A 19,696-nucleotide genomic window follows, 5' to 3' on the forward strand; every position below is an offset into this window, starting at 1 on the left:
ATTGATGATGAACAATGAACTGTATGATTCATTATTGCGAAAAAAAGGGATTTCAGCTCCGGGACACCAGGCGATTCCCCGCACGGGAGAGTCCGGCTCCTTCGGTCTGTCCCACGCCCAGCGCGGGATCTGGTTCCTCCAGCAGCTTCATCCGGGAAGCTCCGCCTTCAATAACAGTGCGGCGCTGAAGATTGAAGGTCATCTGAACCTGGACTGCATGCGTGCAGCCCTGCGTTCCCTGCTGGAACGGCACGAACTGCTGAATGTGAGCTACAGGCTGCACGAGGGTGAGCCTTACGCCTGCCCACGCACAGGAGAGCTGGCCTTTGAAGTGCTGTCAGTAGAGGACATTAGTCCAGCCTGTCCTGACGAATGGCTGCGTACGCAAGTTTCACATATTGCAGGCAAACCGATGGATCTGGTGCATGATCCGCTGATTTCCTTCACACTCCTGCGTGTTGCTGAGCAGGAACACATCTGGATCATCCGTATGCACCATATCGTGGGGGACGGCTGGTCCAAGGGAGTTCTTCTGCGGGATTTCACACGTCTGTATGAAGCGGAGCTGAATCGGACAGCACCTGACTTGCAGCCGCTTGCGTTACAGTACCGGGACTACGTACGGTGGCTTGAGAGACGTAATGAAGGGACTGTATATGCCCGGGATCTGGCATTCTGGCTGGAGAAGTTGGAAGGGGCTCCCCCTATGCTGGATATCCCGGCCGATTATAAACGGCCGAGTGTCATGTCGGGGTTGGGAGGGATGGAGACCTTTTCTATAGATTCTGATCTTTACGGGCGCATCGAGCGTTTTTGCAGGAAGGAACGTTTATCGGTGTTCCACTTCCTGCTGACTGTCTTCAAGACACTGCTCTTCCGATATTGTGCAGCCGATGATTTACTGGTCGGCACACCAGTAGCCGGACGGACCAGAACAGAGCTGGAGCCGTTGATCGGGATGTTTGTGAATACAGTGGTGGTCCGCACGCATCCCAAGAACGAAATGCCTTTTATAGCATATGCAAGGAGCGTTCAGGAAGAGGTCTTGCTAGCTTTTGATCATCAGGAGCTGCCATTCGATCTGCTTGTGGAGAAGCTGAACCCGGACCGCGAGCGAAGCGTCCAGCCGGTCTTCCAGACCATGTTCCAGCTCGATAACCTGGAGATGCCTGCAATGGAAGCCCAGGGACTACGATTGTCTTCGGTGCCGCTGGATATCGGGATAGCCCAGAATGATCTGTCGGTATCTTGCTGGGAGGAGGACGGAGGACTGCGCGGGACTTTTGAGTTCAGTTCCGATCTGTTCACGAGAGCAACGGTGAAGCGTATGGCTGCCCATTTCGCCCGGCTGCTATCGGTAGCTCTGGCTAGTCCGGAGCAATTGCTCGGACGACTTGATTTGCTGGATCCCACAGAGGAGAACCTGATTGTGCAGACATGGAACGAGACAGCAACGCCCGTGCCGGAAGATGGATTCCTAAGATGGATCGAACGCAGAGCCGCCGAGGCCCCCGAACTATATGCGGTGCTTGAAGGGGAACAGCCACTTAGTTACCGCGACCTGAACCGGTGGGCGAACCGTCTGGCGGCACTGCTAATGACTAAGGGACTTCCCGAAGAGGCGCCTGTAATCGTCTGCCTCCCCTCCTCCACACGTTTTGTGGCGGCCGCGCTGGCCATATCCAAAGCGGGAGGAGCGGTCGTACCCATTGATCCTACTATGCCCCGAGAACGTATCCGGCAGATGATGGATGAGTTAGGCCACGTGTACGCAGTCACTGATGCCATTCATGCCGCACAGCTCCCGCTTTCGGCTGAGCGTCTGATCCTGCTGGAGGAACAGCTCCCGGTGCTTGGCGAACAGGACGACTGGAGACCGACTATCGTTGGTTCTCCGCAATCGCTCAGTTTTATCATCTTCACCTCCGGCTCGACAGGTACTCCCAAAGGTGTCCTTCTGGAGCGGCGCAGCATCGACAATCTGATTCATTCCTTTATTACATCGTACCAAGCGTCGGTTACGGATCGGCTGTTGCCTGTTTCATCGGTCGCTTCGGCCAGTTTCATCGGGGAATCGCTGCCGATTCTGGCTGCCGGAGGGACACTGGTGTTGGCGGATACCGAAACGGTGCTGCACCTGGACAAGCTGCGGGCATATATGGAGCGGCACCGGGTTACGATTCTCAGCACTGTGCCGTCCATGGTGCGGCGCCTGAACAGTGACGGGGGAACCACCACCGGACTGCGCCTGATCCTCAGCGGAGGAGAGACCTTGCTGCCCACCCATGTGGACAAGCTGCGTAACGTTGACATTGCCAACGGGTATGGACTGTCAGAATCCGGCGTATGCAGCACATACACGCTGCTGAAACCTGGGCAGGACGGGGCACAGACGGTTTCCGCTTCGCTGGGCAGACCTGTAGCGAACCAGCAAATATATGTGCTGGACTCTCAGCTGCAGCCGGTTCCCATTGGGGTGAAAGGACAAATCTGCATCTCGGGACACGGCTTGGCCCGCGGTTATCTGAACCGCCGGGATTTGACTGAAGCAGCATTCATTACTCATCCATTCCGCCAGGGTGAGCGTCTGCTCCTGACCGGAGATACCGGCTGCTTCCTCCCCGGCGGCGAATTAGCTTTCATCGGCCGCAGCGACCGGCAGGTCCAGATTCGTGGATACCGGGTTGAGCTGAGTGAAGTGGAGCGGCATTTATGTGCCTGCCCGGAGGTAGTGGAGGCTGCTGTGCATCCACAGCCGGATTATGAAGGCAACCTGCGCCTGATCGCTTACTATACGGTTCGCAGCCGCACCAGTATTATCGGCCAGCAATTGGCACTTTGGCTGGAGCCGCGGATTCCAGCATATATGAAGCCAGCTGCTTATATTCAGCTGGACCACATTCCATATAATGCAAATGGCAAGCTCGAGGTTTCCGCTCTCCCTCAGCCTGGCGAGAGCCTGATCCCCAGCGGGTCCGCCCATGACCAGCCACAGACGGCCGCAGAGCGTAGCATCGCTAAGGTCTGGGAGGAGATTCTTCAGCTAAGGGACTTTGGAGTAGATGATAACTTTTTTGATCTGGGTGGACATTCGCTGCTGTTGGCCAAAGTACATGACCGTCTGAGCAGGGAGTTTACAGTTTCGTTGAAGCTGGTGGATTTATTCAAATATCCAACCGTTCGTTCGCTTGCCAGCTATCTCAGCGAAGGCGCGCATGATACGCCAGGAACTGCCATTCAAGAGACAGCCGCCAAGCAAAAAAACGCATTTCTCCGTTATCGGAAAACAGCTTCTTCCATAGCGGTTCGCAGCACCACAGAAAGGGAGGAATAGATGCTATGAGTCATCCTGAGTATCCTTATAACGGAAATGAGATTGCGGTTATCGGTATGTCTGGAAGATTCCCCCAGGCCGAGAATCTGGAGGCCTTCTGGCGAAATCTGACGGAGGGCAAGGACTGCATTTCCCATTACTCCAGCCAGGAGCTGGAGGAGGCCGGCATTGACCCCAGCATTCTGAGTCATCCGAATTATATCAGGGCCAAAGGGGAGATCGGCCAGCTGGATGCGTTCGATGCCGCTTTTTTTGGGATCAACCCTAAGGACGCGGAGCTAATGGACCCCCAACACCGAATGATGCTCGAATGTGCTTGGGAAGCGCTGGAGCATGCGGGCTACCAGCCGGCGGAATGCGGAGGCTCAGTTGGTGTTTTTGCCGGGAAAAGCATGAGTTCGTATCTGTTCCTTAACCTCTATCCCCATCTTCAAAAAATGCTGGCCACCGGCAACCTGCAGGCAGCTATCGGCAATGACAAGGATAGCATGGTTACAACTATCTCCTATCGGCTGAATCTCAAAGGACCGTCCATTGCAGTACAGTCCTCGTCTTCCACCTCTTTGGTGTCCGTTTGTATGGCAGCGCAGAGTCTGCTGACTTATCAATGTGATATGGCGTTGGCCGGAGGCATCACGGTAGGTCCGCCTGAACGGGCGGGCTACCTGCATGAGCCTGGAGGAATAATGTCGGCGGATGGGTACTGCCGTGCTTTTGACGAGAATAGCAGCGGATTTGTTCCGGGCAACGGGTACGGGCTGGTGGTACTGAAACGGCTGGATGAGGCGATCCGCGACAAGGATCATATCTGGTCCGTCATCAAAGGGTTTGCAGTCAACAATGATGGGGCGGATAAAATCAGCTATACCGCGCCAAGCGTAGGCGCACAATCCGAAGTCATCGCTGCGGCCCAGGCACTGGCAGAGGTTCATCCACAGACTATCGGTTACGTAGAAGCACATGGGACCGGCACCCGGATGGGAGATCCCATTGAAGTCGAGGCGTTGACCCAGGCATTCCGCCATGGCACGGAGCAGCTCGGTTATTGTCCAATTGGTTCGGTCAAGACGAACATAGGGCATCTGGATTCTGCAGCCGGTATCGCCGGATTCATCAAAGCAACGCTCATGCTGCATCACAAGCAAATTCCGCCAACACTAAATTATAAACGTTCCAATCCGGCAATTGATTTTGACAACAGTCCCTTTTATGTGAACAACAAGCTTATGGATTGGACTGAGCAAGCCTACCCGCGCCGCGCCGGAGTGAACTCGCTCGGCATGGGCGGAACCAATGCCCACGTGGTCCTTGAAGAAGGTCCGCAGGAGTCCAGTACAGCAGTAGCAGCAGCGCCAGGGTGGAGCATCCTGCCCGTCTCGGCGAAAACCGAGGTTTCCCTGAATGGTAATCTGGAAAGATTGCAGCAATATTTGCGCGAAGACACGAAGACAGAACTGGCGGATGCCGCCTATACGCTCTCCGTGGGCCGACAGACCTTCGGACACAGAGCGGCTGTGGTTTGCTCTACGGCGGAAGAAGCTGTCCTAGCCCTGGAAACGGCTGATCCGGATGCGATATACCATGGTGAGAGCCCTTCCCGCAAGCGCCCGCTGGTCTTTATGTTCACGGGACAAGGCTCGCAGTATGCGGGGATGGCCGAAGGGATCTATGCTTCTGAGCCGGTCTTCCGGGAACATTTCGACCGCTGCGCAGTGCAGATCAAGAACCTCACGGGGATGGATATCCAGCCATTGATTCAAGCTGTGAAGAATCATCCGCAAGCCCTGGATGTGAATGAGACCGCGCTTACCCAGCCGCTATTATTTGCGGTCGAATACGCCATGGCCCGGCTGCTGATCAGCCGGGGATTCCGCCCCCAGGCGTTGATTGGCCACAGTCTGGGTGAATATGCCGCAGCGGCAATTGCTGAAGTATTCAGCCTTGAGGATGCCGTTCTGCTGGTCTGCCGCAGGGCGGAGTGGATGTCACGGACCGAAAGGGGAGACATGCTGGCGGTAGGTCTCAGCCGTGAAGCGGTAGACGGATATCTCCAGGCGAGAATTACTCTAGCTGCGGTTAACGGTCCTACGCTATGCGTGCTGTCTGGAGAAAAGGCAGCCATTGCCGAACTGGAGCATCTGCTGGCAGAAGAGGGGATATATCATAAAAGGCTGGCCACATCCCACGCCTTTCACTCTCCTCTAATGCAGCCGGTGGTCGCTCCTTACCGTGAACTGCTGAGGCAGATCCAATTACATGAACCTGTGACTCCGCTGATGTCCTGTCTTACCGGGACTTGGCTGCAGGCTGAAGAGGCTACCGATCCCGAATACTGGACCCGCCATATTCTCGAACCTGTTGTATTTATGGACGGACTGGAAGCCCTGCTTCACGAAGGGAACCGCTTGTTTGTGGAATTGGGGCCAGGCTCCGCATTATGCAGTCTGGGGCGGCAGAACCCGGCGGCAGCTAATGACAGCGTATGGGTGCCCGCCATCCGCCCTGCCCACAGGCAGGATGAGGACGCCAAGGTGCTGGCACAGGCCATGGCCAACCTATGGGTCTGGGGAGCTGAACTGGATTGGGAGCTGTATTACGGGAATGAGCCGCGCCGGCGGGTACCGCTGCCGACGTATGCCTTCTCACACCAGAGCTACTGGGTATATCCGGAAGCTGTCCCGGTCAGCACCCATACCGCTGCTGCCCGCGGGATTCATGCATCCGGTGTATCCGTACCACCAAATCCCGCTCCCGAACCTTATAGCGGACACCATGCCCGGCCTGAAGTAACGGCAGTTTACCGCGCACCGGAGGGGAGAACGGAGCAGCAGCTTGTGGATATTCTGGAGGGGGAGCTTCATCTGCAGCCGGTCGGTGTGGATGATGACTTCTTCGAGCTGGGAGGCCATTCCTTGCTTGCCACCCAGGTACTGGAGCGGATTCGGCAAGCTATGGGTGTGCAGTTGTCGATCGACAGCATCTTTCTGCATCCGACCGTAAGCGGAATGGCTCCGCTGTTAGAGAATACACTTCAGAACGTATCCAAGAAACAGACCATTGAACAATTATTCCAGGAAATGGCCGCCATGAGCAGTGAAGAGATTGCCAGCGGTTTGGCAGAAGACAAACTCAAACCGGGCGGAGGGAAGGGGTAATGGCAGAACAAGTAGCCTTATCCGCGTTGTCCCCTGAGCAAAAACAATGGTTCCGGCGGCAAATGCGTGAGCGGGGAATCCCTGTGCTGCAAATTCCACTGGAAAAGCAAACGCGAGAAACCGGGTTGCCTCTGTCCTTTAGCCAGGAGCGTTTATGGCTGATGGAGCAGCTGGGCGGCACCGCTTCCAGTTATCATCTGTATCAGGCCATCCGGATAACCGGCCGCCTCCAGACCGGTCCGTTGGAAGCCAGCCTGCGCCTGCTGGCGTCGGAGCATGAGAGCTTCCGGACCTCCTTCATCTCTATGGAAGGGAAACCCCATCAGTATATCGCCACTCACAGCGATATTCCGCTGGTGCGGATCAAGGTTGCCGGCGGAACTGAATCAGAGCGGCTGCAGCAGGCCGAACAGGCGGCCCAGCCACTGCTTACACAGCCGTTTGATCTTAGCCAGGCGCCCTTGCTGCGCGCAGGATTACTCGAACTGGCAGAGGATGACCATATGCTTGTATTCGTCATTCATCATATTGTTGCTGACGGCTGGTCGCTTAGAATGCTTACACAAGAATGGGTGCAGCTCTATAACGCATTATGCAAGGGTCAGAGTCCTCGACATAACCGGCATAGGTATGACTATGCCGATTATGCCTGCTGGCAGAGAGAGTGGATGCAGCCAGACATGCTGGCGGAAGGCCTGGATTACTGGAAGGAGCAGCTGCGGGGAGCCGATCCTTTCTATACGATACCCTCCCACCGCCCGCGCCCGCGTATGCTGACCTCAGGGGGGGACAGCTGCTCGCTGCGGCTCGAAGCGCCAGAGCTTGAAGCCCTCAGGGCTCTCGCACGGTCCGCAGGCGCATCACTTTTCATGACTGTAATGGCTGCTTTTAACGTTCTGCTGTACAGGTACACGGTTAATGGAGATGCTGTAGTCGGCACCCCAACGGCGGGCAGATGCCGGGAAGAAACGGAAGAGATGCTGGGCTGCTTCGTCAACAATGTCGTATTAAGAACGGATATCCGCGATGCGAACAGCTTCATGGAAGTATTGCAATGGACTACCCGGACGGTGCTTGGAGCCTTGAACGCTCAGGAGGTCCCGTTTGAGCATGTACTGGAAGAATTAAATCCACCCAGGGACATGGCTTATTCGCCTTTATTCCAGCTCTTTTTCATCTTTCAGCAAGGCAATATGTCGTTGGATCAACTGGATGGCGCTGTCTGCACACCACAGAAGTGGACTCAGTCTTCCGCCAAATTCGATATCACCGTGGAAGTGATCGAGCATCTCCACCATCTGGACGTGATGTTGGAATACAACACCGATCTCTATGACAAAAGGCTGGCCGAAGGACTGCTCGAAAACTATGTCTGGATGCTTAGACATTTGCCAGCGCAAGCACATCAGCCGCTCCGGTTTCTTCCGCTGATTGCTCCACTGGAAGAGGCAAAGCTGCTAAGGGCAGGTACCGGTCCGGGAGCCGTTTACCCGGAGTGCTCCACACTGCATTCACTGGTGGAGCGACAAGCGGCCGCCAGGCCAACCGCCGTGGCTGTGGTCTGCGGACAGCGATCCTACACCTATGCAGAGTTATACGGGGCAGCAGAGCGGTTAGCCGTATCTTTACAGCACTCAGGCAGCGCAGGTCCCGGCCGGCGCATCGGCATCTGCGCCGCTCCTTCATTCGAGCTTGCAGCAGGCATTCTCGGCATTTTAATCAGCGGCAGCGCTTATGTTCCGCTTGATCCGGCTTTTCCAGAGCAGCGGCTGCAATATATCGCGGGCCATGCCGAGCTCGACTGCATTCTGGTAGATCATCCTGCGGAAGCCGAACGGTTCGGCGGCCACCGCTGCTGCGATATCAGCCCCGGCAGCGTATGTTGGCAGCCCCCTGGCGACTCCGTTGTCTCCCGGGAATCGGGTACACCGCAGCACGCTTACCTGATTTATACCTCGGGAAGTACCGGCCAGCCCAAAGGGGTAACCGTCACTCACCGGAATGCGGTGCATTTCCTATATTCCATGCAGGATCTGCTGCAGATGACATCCGAAGATTCCTTGTTGTCCCTTACGACATATTCGTTTGATATTTTCTTGCTCGAACTGTTCTTGCCCTTATCCCTAGGGGCGTCCGTCATCTTCCCGCAGGAGGGAAGCAACAGCGATCCCGGACTGCTTATGAGGGAGATCGACCGTTATATGCCAACCTTTATGCAGGCAACACCTGTGTTGTGGCGGCTGCTGCTGGCAGAAGGCTGGAAGGGTTCACAGCGCATGAATCTGCTGTGCGGCGGTGAGGAGCTGAAGCCGGAACTGGCTGCACAATTGTTCACCCGGGGTAACACGGTATGGAATTTGTACGGGCCCACCGAAACTGCAGTATGGTCTCTGGCCCACAAACTTACGCCGGATGATTTCCTGCACCAAGTCCCGATCGGCAGGCCGATTGGCAACACGACCTGCCTGATTCTGGATGAAGAGCTGGCACTTGTGCCTTTCGGAGCCGAAGGCACGTTGTATATCGGAGGCGACAGTGTAACGGACGGGTATCACCGTCAGCCGGAACTGACCGCACAGAAGTTCATTATGAATCCGCATCACCCGTCAGGTGGACGGATGTTCAATACAGGAGACCGGGTACGGCTCCTTCCAGGAGGAGAACTGGTCTATCTCGGCCGTAAAGACCAGCAGCTCAAGCTGAGAGGCTTCCGCATTGAACCTTCAGAGATTGAACATCAATTGAACCTTCATCCTGACATTGCGGCCAGCATCGTAGTCGCATGTGACGACGGACAGGGAGAGCAGCTGCTCGCTGCTTATTGGGTACCCTCACCAGCAGCCCTTGGCAAGAGTACCGTTCCTGGTGAAGCAGGCTTTGCGCATATGCTGCGCGCCGTGCTGCCCAGTTACATGATCCCGGCCCGTTTTATTAAGCTTGAGAAGCTGCCGTTAACACCCAACCGCAAGGTTGACCGGCAATTCCTTGCGCGGCTGCCGCTGGACAAAGCGGATGTGACCCGGAGCTACACAGCACCGCGGAGCATCATTGAGATCCAGCTCGCCGAAATTTGGGGAGAGGTACTGAACTGGAGCCGAGTTGGCATCCACGATCATTTTTTTGATTTGGGAGGAAATTCTTTACTGGCAGTTAAACTGCTGGCGGAAATGCGTTCCAAGATGGAGGTGGACTTCACACTCCGGCAGCTGCTTGTTGCTTCTACCATTGCCAATGTGGCAGCTGAACTGGATGCAGCGGCAGTGAACCCGTTACTGGAGACAGGACGTGCTGTAACAGTGGACTTACCCGAATTCCGGGTGTCGCCGCAGGAAGCCTTTGAACCTTTTCCGTTGACGGAAGTACAGATGGCTTATTGGAGCGGAAGACGGACAGGCAGTGCGGCCACCCATGTCTATCAGGAGATGGAGTTCGCCGGGCTTGATCTCGGACGTTTCGAGCAGTGCTTCCAGGCGCTTGTGAAACGCCATCCTATGCTGCGGGCAAGGGTAATGCCGGACGGTGAGCAGCAGATTCTTGAAGAAGTTCCGCCTTACCAAGTGAACGTTGTGGACGTAAGCGGCTGCTCTGAGCCAGAGCGTACCTCACGGCTGAACGGAATTCGTCAAGTGATGGCGCACACCATTCATAATGGCAGTTGGCCGATGTTCGCAATCGAGGCAACTCGGCTGCCGGAAGGACGAACCCGAATTCATATCAGCTTTGACCTTATGATTGCTGATGCACTGAGTTTTCGGATTATCCTGGAGGAACTAGCCGGGCTGTATGCTGGAACGGCCGCCCTGCCTCCACTCCAAGCAACCTTTCGTGATTATGTGTTGTCCTTGATGTCCGTCACCTCCGCAAGCCGTTACCAGAGGGCACAGTCCTATTGGCAAGAGCGGATTCCACGGCTTCCTGCCGCTCCTCAGCTGCCAGCTTCAGCCCTTCACGGCCCTGAACGGCCGGAATTCAAGCGCTGGAAGGCTGTACTTCCGGCACGGCTCTGGTCGAAGCTGTCCGCAACTGCACGCAGACGGGGATTATCCACTTCCGCATTGCTGCTCGCCTGTTATGCGGAAGTCCTTGCACTGTATGCCAAGCAGCCTCATTTCTTGTTGAATCTGACACTGTTTAACCGGCTGCCACTGCATCCGCAGATGGATCAGCTGGTTGGCGACTTCACAACCATCTCTCTGCTGGAGGTGGATTATCGGGACTCTTGTTCTTTTGGCAGAAGGGCTGAACAGCTGCAGGAGCGTCTGTGGACCGATCTCGATCACCGCCTCTACAGCGGTATTCGCGTGACGGAACAACTTCTGGCCCAGAGCATTCTCAGTGAGCCGGTCCCGGTGGTGTTCACAAGCCTGCTGGACTTGTCCGGCAAGGAAGGGACAGCTGACGGATTCGATCAGATCTTTCAGCGGAGGAATGAATCCGAGACGGAAGCGCGCAGTCTGTCGGAGACCCCTCAGGTCTGGCTCGATCACCAAGTAGCTGAACGCAACGGCGAGCTTCATTACAATTGGGACGCGGTAGAGGGCAAATTCCCGCCGGGGATGCTGGAAGAGATGTTTGCCGTCTACGGAAGCTTGCTCCGCCGTTTGACGGAAGAAGAATCGGCCTGGGAGCTGCCGCTGCCACTGGCTGGCCCGGGTACAGCCGGATTCGCTCACCACCTCCAATTGGCGGAACTGGATACCCGGCACCGGCGCAGCCTGGAGCTGCCGGATGTTGCCCTGCACCAAGGCTTTCAGCGGATGGCCTGCAGCCAGCCCCATGCAACGGCGCTGATTGTGGGCGGGTATACCTTCTCTTATAAGGAATTGAACCGCAAAGCCAATGCTGTAGCACATCAGTTGGTAGCCTATGGCGTACAGCAGGAGACCCTGGTCGCCGTGGTGATGGACAAAGGCTGGGAGCAGGTGGCAGCGGTGCTCGGTATTTTGAAGGCCGGAGCCGCCTATCTGCCGGTGGATGCGAGTCTGCCCGCTTACCGCATCAACGAGCTGCTGGAGCTTGGACAGGTACAAGTCGCACTGGTTCAGTCCTCTGTACCTGCGGCCAGTTGGACCGCTACCGGCATTCACAGCATAGAGGTCAACGAGAACACCGGATACGAAGCTACGCCGGAATATGGCAGCAACGCCGATAAGATGGGGGATCAGCTGGCCTATGTTCTATTCACTTCCGGCAGCACTGGTACGCCCAAAGGAGTGATGATCAGCCATCAGGCTGCGGTCAACACCTTGACCGACATCAACCGCAGCTATGAGCTGAACCCGCAAGACATTGTGCTCGGCTTATCTTCATTAAGCTTCGATTTATCCGTATTCGACATCTTTGGCTGTTTGACGGCCGGAGGTACACTTGTACTGCCAGACGCGGACCGGCTGCGCGATCCGTCTCATTGGCTGGAGCTGATGCAGATGCAACAAGTCACAGTCTGGAACAGCGTTCCCGCCTTTATGAACATGCTTGTAATGTATGCGGCACCTGAGGTTCGGCCCGATTCTCTCAGATTGTGTCTGCTGAGTGGAGACTGGATTCCCTCCAGTCTTCCGGAAGCCATCCGCCGTCTAAACCCTTCCACCCAAGTAATTGCCCTTGGCGGAGCAACCGAAGCGGCCATCTGGTCGATTCAGTACCCGGTTCACACGGTTGATCCGGCTTGGCACAGCATTCCCTATGGACTATCCATGTCTGGCCAACGTGTTTATGTGCTGAATGCACGGATGGAGGAATGTCCGGTAGCGGTGCCTGGAGAGCTATACATTGGCGGTCAAGGTCTGGCCGGCGGCTATTGGCGGGATGAGGTGCGTTCAGCAGAGCGTTTCATCAGGTCGCCCATCACCGGAGAACGTCTCTACCGGACAGGAGACTGGGGGCGCTATGGCTCAGACGGGGTCATTGAATTCCTTGGCCGCGACGACCTCCAAGTCAAAATCAGCGGCTACCGCATTGAATTAAGTGAAATCGAGAGTGCCCTGAAGACGTGGCCCTGCGTGCAAGAGTCTACTGTGCTTGCAGAAGGAGAGCAGGATGCGAAACGTCTGCGTGCTTTTGTGATTCTCAACCCTGACCGGCAATCGGTGCCGGACCCAGAGGTGCTGCGAGCCCATTTGAGATCCCGGTTACCAGGATACATGGTTCCTTACAGTATTAGCATTCTTGATGAATTCCCTTTGACACCCAACGGTAAAATTGACCGCAAGGCACTCCTGGCTACTGCGCCTGAGAAGGTCGGGACCACCGCGGGATTGCCGCAATCCGAACTGGAAGAGACCGTTACAACCATTTGGAAGGAGCTGCTCAACCGGCCGTCCATTGGCAGAGACGAGCATTTTTTCGACCTGGGTGGCAACTCGCTGAAGCTGGTCCAGATGCATTTGAAGCTGCAAAGCATGCTAAACCGCGAGATTCCCATCGTCGAGCTGTTCAAGCATACCTCAGTGGCAGCGCTGGTCGAATTTCTCGGGAATGCTCCAGTGGACGAATCCCAAGCCGGGATAGAGCAAAAAGCGGTAGATAGGGCAGACAGACGGTTTCATGCGAGACAGACGCGCCGCAGATGATTATCAACATAAGGAGGAAACATAGTGGGCAAAGAACAGTCGGAGCAGGATATAAGCAATGATATCGCCATCGTCAGCATGGTGTGCCGGTTCCCCGGAGTAGATTCCTTGGAGCAATATTGGGAGCTTCTCGCCAGTGGAACGGATGCGCTTCAGTTAAGCCCCGCACCGGCAGGACCAGGCATTGAACCCCTGAACCGCTTAGGAAGCGAAGGCCTGATTCAAGTGAACACGTCACTGAAGGATACGGAGAAATTTGATGCGGCCTTCTTCAAGCTAACTGCCAGGGAAGCCGAAATCACCGATCCGCAGCATCGGATTTTTATGGAATGCGCTTGGGAGGTGCTGGAGAAGGCGGGATATAATCCGCTGAATTATCCCGGATTGATTGGTTTGTTCGCGGGAGTCAGCACTAGTACGTACCTGATTAACCATTTGCTTGCGGACCGGGACCGGAATGAATCCGTCAGTGATTTGCAGCTGATGATCGCCAACGATAAAGACCATATGACTGCACAAATCGCCTACCGTCTTAATATATGCGGACCTGTGGTTGCCGTACAGACTTCTTGCTCCACTTCCCTTGTGGCAACACATCTGGCTTGTGAGAGTCTGCTCAGCGGGCAATGTGACCTCGCTCTGGCCGGGGGGGTGACGCTTAAATTCCCGCAGGTGCCAGGCTACGTGTACCACCAGGGAGGGCTGACCGCTGCGGATGGGCAGATTCGCGCTTTTGACGCAGAAGCTACCGGGACGGTATACAGCAACGGCCTCGGGGTTGTCGTCTTGAAAAGGCTTGAGGATGCGCTGCGGGACGGCGATTCGATCCAAGCTGTGATCAAAGGGTCGGCGATTAACAGCGACGGCGCTAACCGGATTGGTTATGCCGCTCCGGGCGTGAATGGCCAGGCTGCAGTCATTGCCGAAGCGATGAGCATCGCTCAAGTCCAGCCGGATGATATCAGCTACGTTGAAGCCCATGGCAGCGGCACGCCGCTAGGGGATGATATCGAGCTGGAAGCACTCAGCAGGGCGTTTGCATCGGCGCGCTCGAACCGTTTTTGCGCGATTGGTTCGGCCAAAACCAACATTGGACATGTCGAGATGGCTTCCGGGGCAGCCGGTCTGATCAAAACGGCACTTTCGCTTAAACACCGGCAAATTCCGGCGAGTCTGCATTTTGAGACCCCGAATGCCAAACTGGAGGAGCGGGATTGTCCCTTCTATGTGAATGATATGTTGTCTGACTGGGAGGCGGGTGAGCAGGGACGATATGCCGGAGTCAGCTCCTTTGGACTAGGGGGTATTAATGCCCATCTGGTGTTAACCGAAGCACCGGCCCGGACGGAAGGTGATGCGGAGAACCGCTGTGAGCTGCTCGTCCTGTCGGCCAAGACCACAAGTGCGCTGGAACAGATGTGCTCCAATATGGCCATATATATCGAAGAACACCAGCAGCTGAATCTAAGCGACGTAGCCTTCACCCTAAAGACAGGGCGCGCGGTGTTTCCCGTCTCAACAGCCATAGTATTCCGTGGACGTACTGATCTGCTGAAACAGCTTAGGGCTGCGAAGATTACTCCCTCCAGTGCTGTCGCCGAGGGCAAATCAGCGGTTGGCTTAAGCTTTTCCCAGAATTGTGTGCTCTCATCCGAGGCCGCTCGCGATTTATACGAATCACATCCGCCATTCCGGCATTGGATCGGCGAGTTGTCCGACCAAATCCGCCGCTCATATCCACTGGATGTGAGACATTCGGTGCGGTCCGCGCTAGTATCAGAGGATTACGCGGCTGGGAGAATAGTATCGTTCACCCTGCAAATGGCGCTTGGCCGTATTTTTCTCAGTTGGGGCATCGAAGTCTCCTCCATTACCGGTACAGGAACAGGAGCTTGGGTCGCACGGGTGTTGAAAGGCGAATGCGCTTTGGAGGATGCTCTGAAGCAGGCCGGTATCGAAGGGGCTGAAAGCCATTCCCGGCAGGCACCCGCACAGGCGGAACAGATCTATATTCTCAACCTCGGTGAGTCCGGTCAAGACTGCGGACAGCCTTCCACAGCTGATCAAGCCCCAGGTCTATATTGGCTGCAAACGGAAATTTCCCGGCTGTGGCTGGCAGGCGCTGGACCGGATTGGATGCTCTATTACGATGGGGAGCATAGACGCAAGCTGGAGCTGCCCACATATCCTTTTGAACGCGAGGTGTTCTGGATTGGCCCATCCGGTGGACGTGCCGCAACAAATGCTGCGAGTGACTTAGGCGAAGCAAACAGGCCTTCAAGCATGGATTACCGGCAAAAAGTCAAAGAAATCTGGGAGCAGAGCCTGGGTATAGAGATCACGGACGGGCAGGAAACCTTCTTCGAGCTAGGCGGGCATTCCCTGCTGGCGACGCAGATTTTGTTTGTACTGAACAAAACCTTCCGTATGGAGCTTTCTCTCCAGCAGTTTTTCGATCATCCCACTGTGGACGATCTCGCGGCACTCGCAGCGGAACAGGCCAACCAGGGCATCAGTGTGTATACAGATCTTCCCGAGGTAAAGGTTGCCGAGGCAGAGCGCTATGAACCTTTCCCACTGACCGATGTGCAAAAAGCCTACTGGATCGGCCGTGCAGAAGGTCTGGAGCTTGGGAATGTATCGACCCATATGTATTTTGAAAATGATGTTGCAGACCTCAATCTGAAGGTGTTCCAACAGGCGTTTCAGTCTTTGATTAAACGCCATGAGATGCTTCGCGCGGTGATGCTGCCGGATGGACGGCAGCAAATTCTGCCTCACGTTCCCGGCTATGCGATCCGTTCCTATGATATGGCCTCCACCGGGGGAGAAGAGCGGAACGCACACGTAAACTCCCTTCGTGAAGAGATGTCGCATCAGGTTCTGGATTGCTGCCAGTGGCCGCTGTTTGATGTCCGCGCCACTCGGTTGCCGGAAGGCCGGGTGCGCCTGCATATCAGCGTCGATCTGCTCATCGCCGATGCCTGGAGCCTTGAGCTGCTGCTGCGCGAGCTGTCTGTGCTGTACTCGAATCCAGCCCATGTCTTCGAGCCTCTGACCCTGTCATTCCGCGATTATGTGCTGGCCTCGGCAGATATTGAACAGAGCGAATTATTCCGCCGCTCTGAGACGTATTGGCAGAACCGGCTGGACTCCCTGCCGATGGGACCGCAGTTTGAACTCGTGAAGGAGCCGGCGCAAGTGCTCAAGCCGGAATTCAGGCGGCGGCAGCATGTACTGTCTGCCACACAGTGGAAGCAGATCAAAAAAAGAGCAGAGGGGTATGGCATTACCTCTACGGTGACGCTGCTGTCCGCTTTTGCCGAAGTGCTGACGTTATGGAGCCGCAAGGCGCATTTCGCCCTTAATCTGACCTTATTCAACCGGTTGCCGATCCATCCCGAAGTGGGGGAAGTCATAGGGGACTTCACATCTCTTACCCTGCTGGAAATCGACAACCGTGAACCCGGCGCTTTCATCCGGCGGGCGCAGCGCCATCAGCGCAGGCTGCTGGAGGATATGGATCACCGCTATTTCAGCGGTGTGCGGGTGACGCGGGAGCTGCTGGCCAAATATAAAGAGCCGTCGAAAGCCATCGTACCGGTGATCTTCACGAGTATTCTGAACCAAACGGAGCAAGCTGGGGGCGCAGCCCCGCCAGATCAGACCTTGCAGGAGGACCGTTACAGTGTCTCGCAGACCCCTCAGGTATGGCTGGATCATCAAGTGCTGGAACGCAATGGGGAACTCCATTTCAACTGGGATTCGGTAGATGAGCTGTTCCCGGACGGCATGCTGGACGAGATGTTCGCGGCCTATTGCCAGTTGCTGAGTATGCTGGCTAAAGAAGGTGAAGTCTGGAACGAACCACTGCCCCTGAGCATGGAGCTTGCGCATAGGATGCCGCACCGCGAACGTCTCCATGAGATGGCATCGTTCCATACCGGTTCTCTAAGGCCGAATTCGTTACCTGAATCACTTCTTGAGCGTTATCATGGCCATGTCGGGAACCGTCCGTCCGCCGTGGCTCTTATCGCCTCCGGCCGGCAGCTGAGTTATTCCGAACTAAACAGCTACGCAGATTTTGTAGCCGGTCAGCTCTTAAGAATTGGAATCAGGCCAGGTGAGCCGGTGGCCGTTGTGATGCACAAAGGCTGGGAGCAAATCGCCGCCGTACTCGGGATTCTCAAAGCCCGTGGGGCTTATCTGCCTGTGGACGCTTCGCTTCCTAAGGGCCGGATTGCAGAGCTTCTGCGGCTTGGACAAGTCAAAAGTGCTGTCGTCCAGCCCCATTTGGATCATACGGATTGGCCGCAACTTGTGCCGGTTGTTCTTACAGGGGAATGCCAAGCGGACGGTAGCTACGATGCAGCGGACCCGGAGGCGGCGAACCGTCTGGCGTATATTATGTTCACATCAGGCAGCACAGGCGTTCCCAAGGGTGTGATGGTCAATCACCACTCTGTTCTGAATACAACTGAAGAAATCCTGCGCACTTATGAGGTTGGACCGCATGATGTCATGCTCGGCTTGTCCGCGCTAAACTTTGACCTGTCCGTGTTCGACATCTTCGGGATGCTCTCTGCAGGAGGCACACTGGTGCTGCCGGACAAAGATCATCTTAGAAATCCTGCACATTGGCTGGAGCTGATGAACCGGACTGGCGTGACGCTCTGGAATACGGTTCCAGCGCTTCTAAGTATGCTCACCGAACTGGTCAAAGAGGAGATTTCACCGGTGTGCAGCTCGTTGCGTCTGGCTCTGCTTAGCGGCGACTGGATACCACTGGCTCTGCCTCAAGCAGCCAGCCGGTTGAATCCGGGACTTGAAGTAGTTTCTTTGGGGGGAGCCACCGAAGCGGCTATTTGGTCGATCGCCTTCCCGGTCAAGGAATTCATGTCTGGCTGGACCAGCATTCCTTACGGACGTTCACTTGCCAATCAACGGATTTACGTGCTGAACGAACGGATGGAGGAGTGCCCTGTAGGCGTGAGCGGAGAGCTGTACATTGGGGGAGCAGGGCTTGCCATGGGCTACTGGCAGGATGAATTACGCACCCTAGAACGATTCATCCGTCATCCTCTGACCGGCCAGCGGCTCTACCGTACCGGAGATCTCGGGCGGTACGCCGGGGACGGAAATATTGAATTCCTGGGCAGGGAGGATCTGCAGATCAAGATACGCGGCCATCGCATTGAGCTGGGTGAGGTTGAAGCTGCCCTGAAATCCCACTCTTATATCAAGAACGCCGCCGTACTGACCCAAGGAGAAGGCGAACGCAAGCGGTTAACTGCTTACGTGACCGTGGACCGTGAACAAGCCTACGGTGTTGCGGGTATGGCCGGACAGGAGCTGATTACAGGCGCGGTGGACCGGATGTTGTTCAAACTGAATGAACCCGCACTGCGGAAAGATCTGTCGGGTAGAAGCTACAGTCTGTATGACACCGACGAAGGTGCCCCCTTCTTGCGGCGGCGCAGCTACCGCACCTTCGTGCAGGAACCGATTTCCCAGCGCCAATTCGGGGCATTTACGTCCGCGTTGTCGCAAAGAACCTTCGACGGGCTGCCTTTTCCCAAGTTCCAATATGGTTCAGCAGGTGGTTTATATCCGGTTCAAGTCTACTTCCACTTGAAGCCGGGAGCAGTAGAAGCACTGCCTGGCGGCCTGTATTATTACAACCGCAAGGAGCATCAGCTTGTACAGCTCGAAGAAAACCCAGGGATCAATGCTGCTATTCATGCGCCGGGAAACCGCGCGGTTTATGAGGCTTCGGCCTTCCAGATCTTCCTGATCGGCCGGATGGATGCCATCGCCCCTATGTATGGGCAGAAGGACGGTCTGGGCTATGCGATGATGGAGGCGGGGATCATCTCGCAACTGCTGGAAGATAAAGGTCCTGCACATGGAATTGGCTTGATTCAGATGGGTACTCTAGGCTTTGAACAGATCCGGCCGATGCTCCGACTGGGCGCAAGCGACGTGTATCTGCATTGCCTGCTTGGGGGCGGCATTACGCAGGAGCAGATGAGCCTGGCCGGACAACTGGACGAATTGAACCGGTATTCTTCTGATAAAACATCCACAACAGAGAGCAAACCGGACATCGGCAAGGCACTGACAGCCTATTTAAAAGAGAAGCTGCCTTCGTATATGGTGCCATCTGCCATACAGGAACTGGAGAATTTCCCGCTGACAGCTAACGGCAAAGTGGACCGCAATGCGCTTGCTCTGCTGGCACCACAGTCTCAGGAAACAAACGAAGCAGCCGCTCTCCTGACCGGCGAACTGCCAACCGGGTCGGCCCAGCTCTTGCAGCAGATTACAGAAGCCTGGCGCCAAGTCCTGAACCGTCAGGATGTCGGCCTGCACGACAACTTCTTCGATCTTGGCGGTGATTCGATTACCATGGTAGCGTTGTTCCGCGAATTACAGGCGGATTATGGCAGCAGGCTGACCATGGTAGAACTATTCAGGTATCCGACGATAACAGAGCTGTGTGAATTCCTATTGGAAGATGAAGCTGCTTCAAAGCCACACGATGGACTGCCCTTGGAGCGGGATCGGGCGGATTCCCGGCGCAGCGCCCTGGCCCAACTGGCTGGCAAACAACGGCAAGGCCGACAATAACCAAA

The 19,696-nt window shown here is 55.8% G+C and carries 4 protein-coding genes; all 4 read left to right on the forward strand.

Annotated elements, in window-relative coordinates:
- Positions 1-4 precede the first annotated feature (4 nt).
- The 4 genes from B9T62_RS12970 to B9T62_RS12985 are packed head-to-tail and all read left to right on the forward strand — an operon-like array spanning position 5 to position 19,691.
- Positions 5-3,334: a non-ribosomal peptide synthetase gene (locus tag B9T62_RS12970; RefSeq protein ID WP_087915631.1), complete on the forward strand. Its 3,330-nt coding sequence runs from the start codon at positions 5-7 to the stop codon at positions 3,332-3,334.
- Between the two features lie 5 nt (positions 3,335-3,339).
- The gene (locus B9T62_RS12975; protein ID WP_087915632.1) at positions 3,340-6,489 is read left to right on the forward strand and encodes a type I polyketide synthase; all 3,150 of its coding nucleotides are present in this window, start codon (positions 3,340-3,342) and stop codon (positions 6,487-6,489) included.
- Complete coding sequence (locus B9T62_RS12980; protein WP_087915633.1) at positions 6,489-13,061, forward strand: non-ribosomal peptide synthetase; 6,573 nt, start codon at positions 6,489-6,491, stop codon at positions 13,059-13,061. The genes B9T62_RS12975 and B9T62_RS12980 overlap by 1 nt, the downstream gene beginning before the upstream one ends.
- A gap of 24 nt (positions 13,062-13,085) precedes the next feature.
- Complete coding sequence (locus tag B9T62_RS12985; RefSeq protein ID WP_087915634.1) at positions 13,086-19,691, forward strand: non-ribosomal peptide synthetase; 6,606 nt, start codon at positions 13,086-13,088, stop codon at positions 19,689-19,691.
- Positions 19,692-19,696 lie beyond the last annotated feature (5 nt).

The sequence above is a fragment of the Paenibacillus donghaensis genome (assembly GCF_002192415.1).
In the GTDB taxonomy this organism is placed as follows: Bacteria; Bacillota; Bacilli; order Paenibacillales; family Paenibacillaceae; genus Paenibacillus_AQ; species Paenibacillus_AQ donghaensis.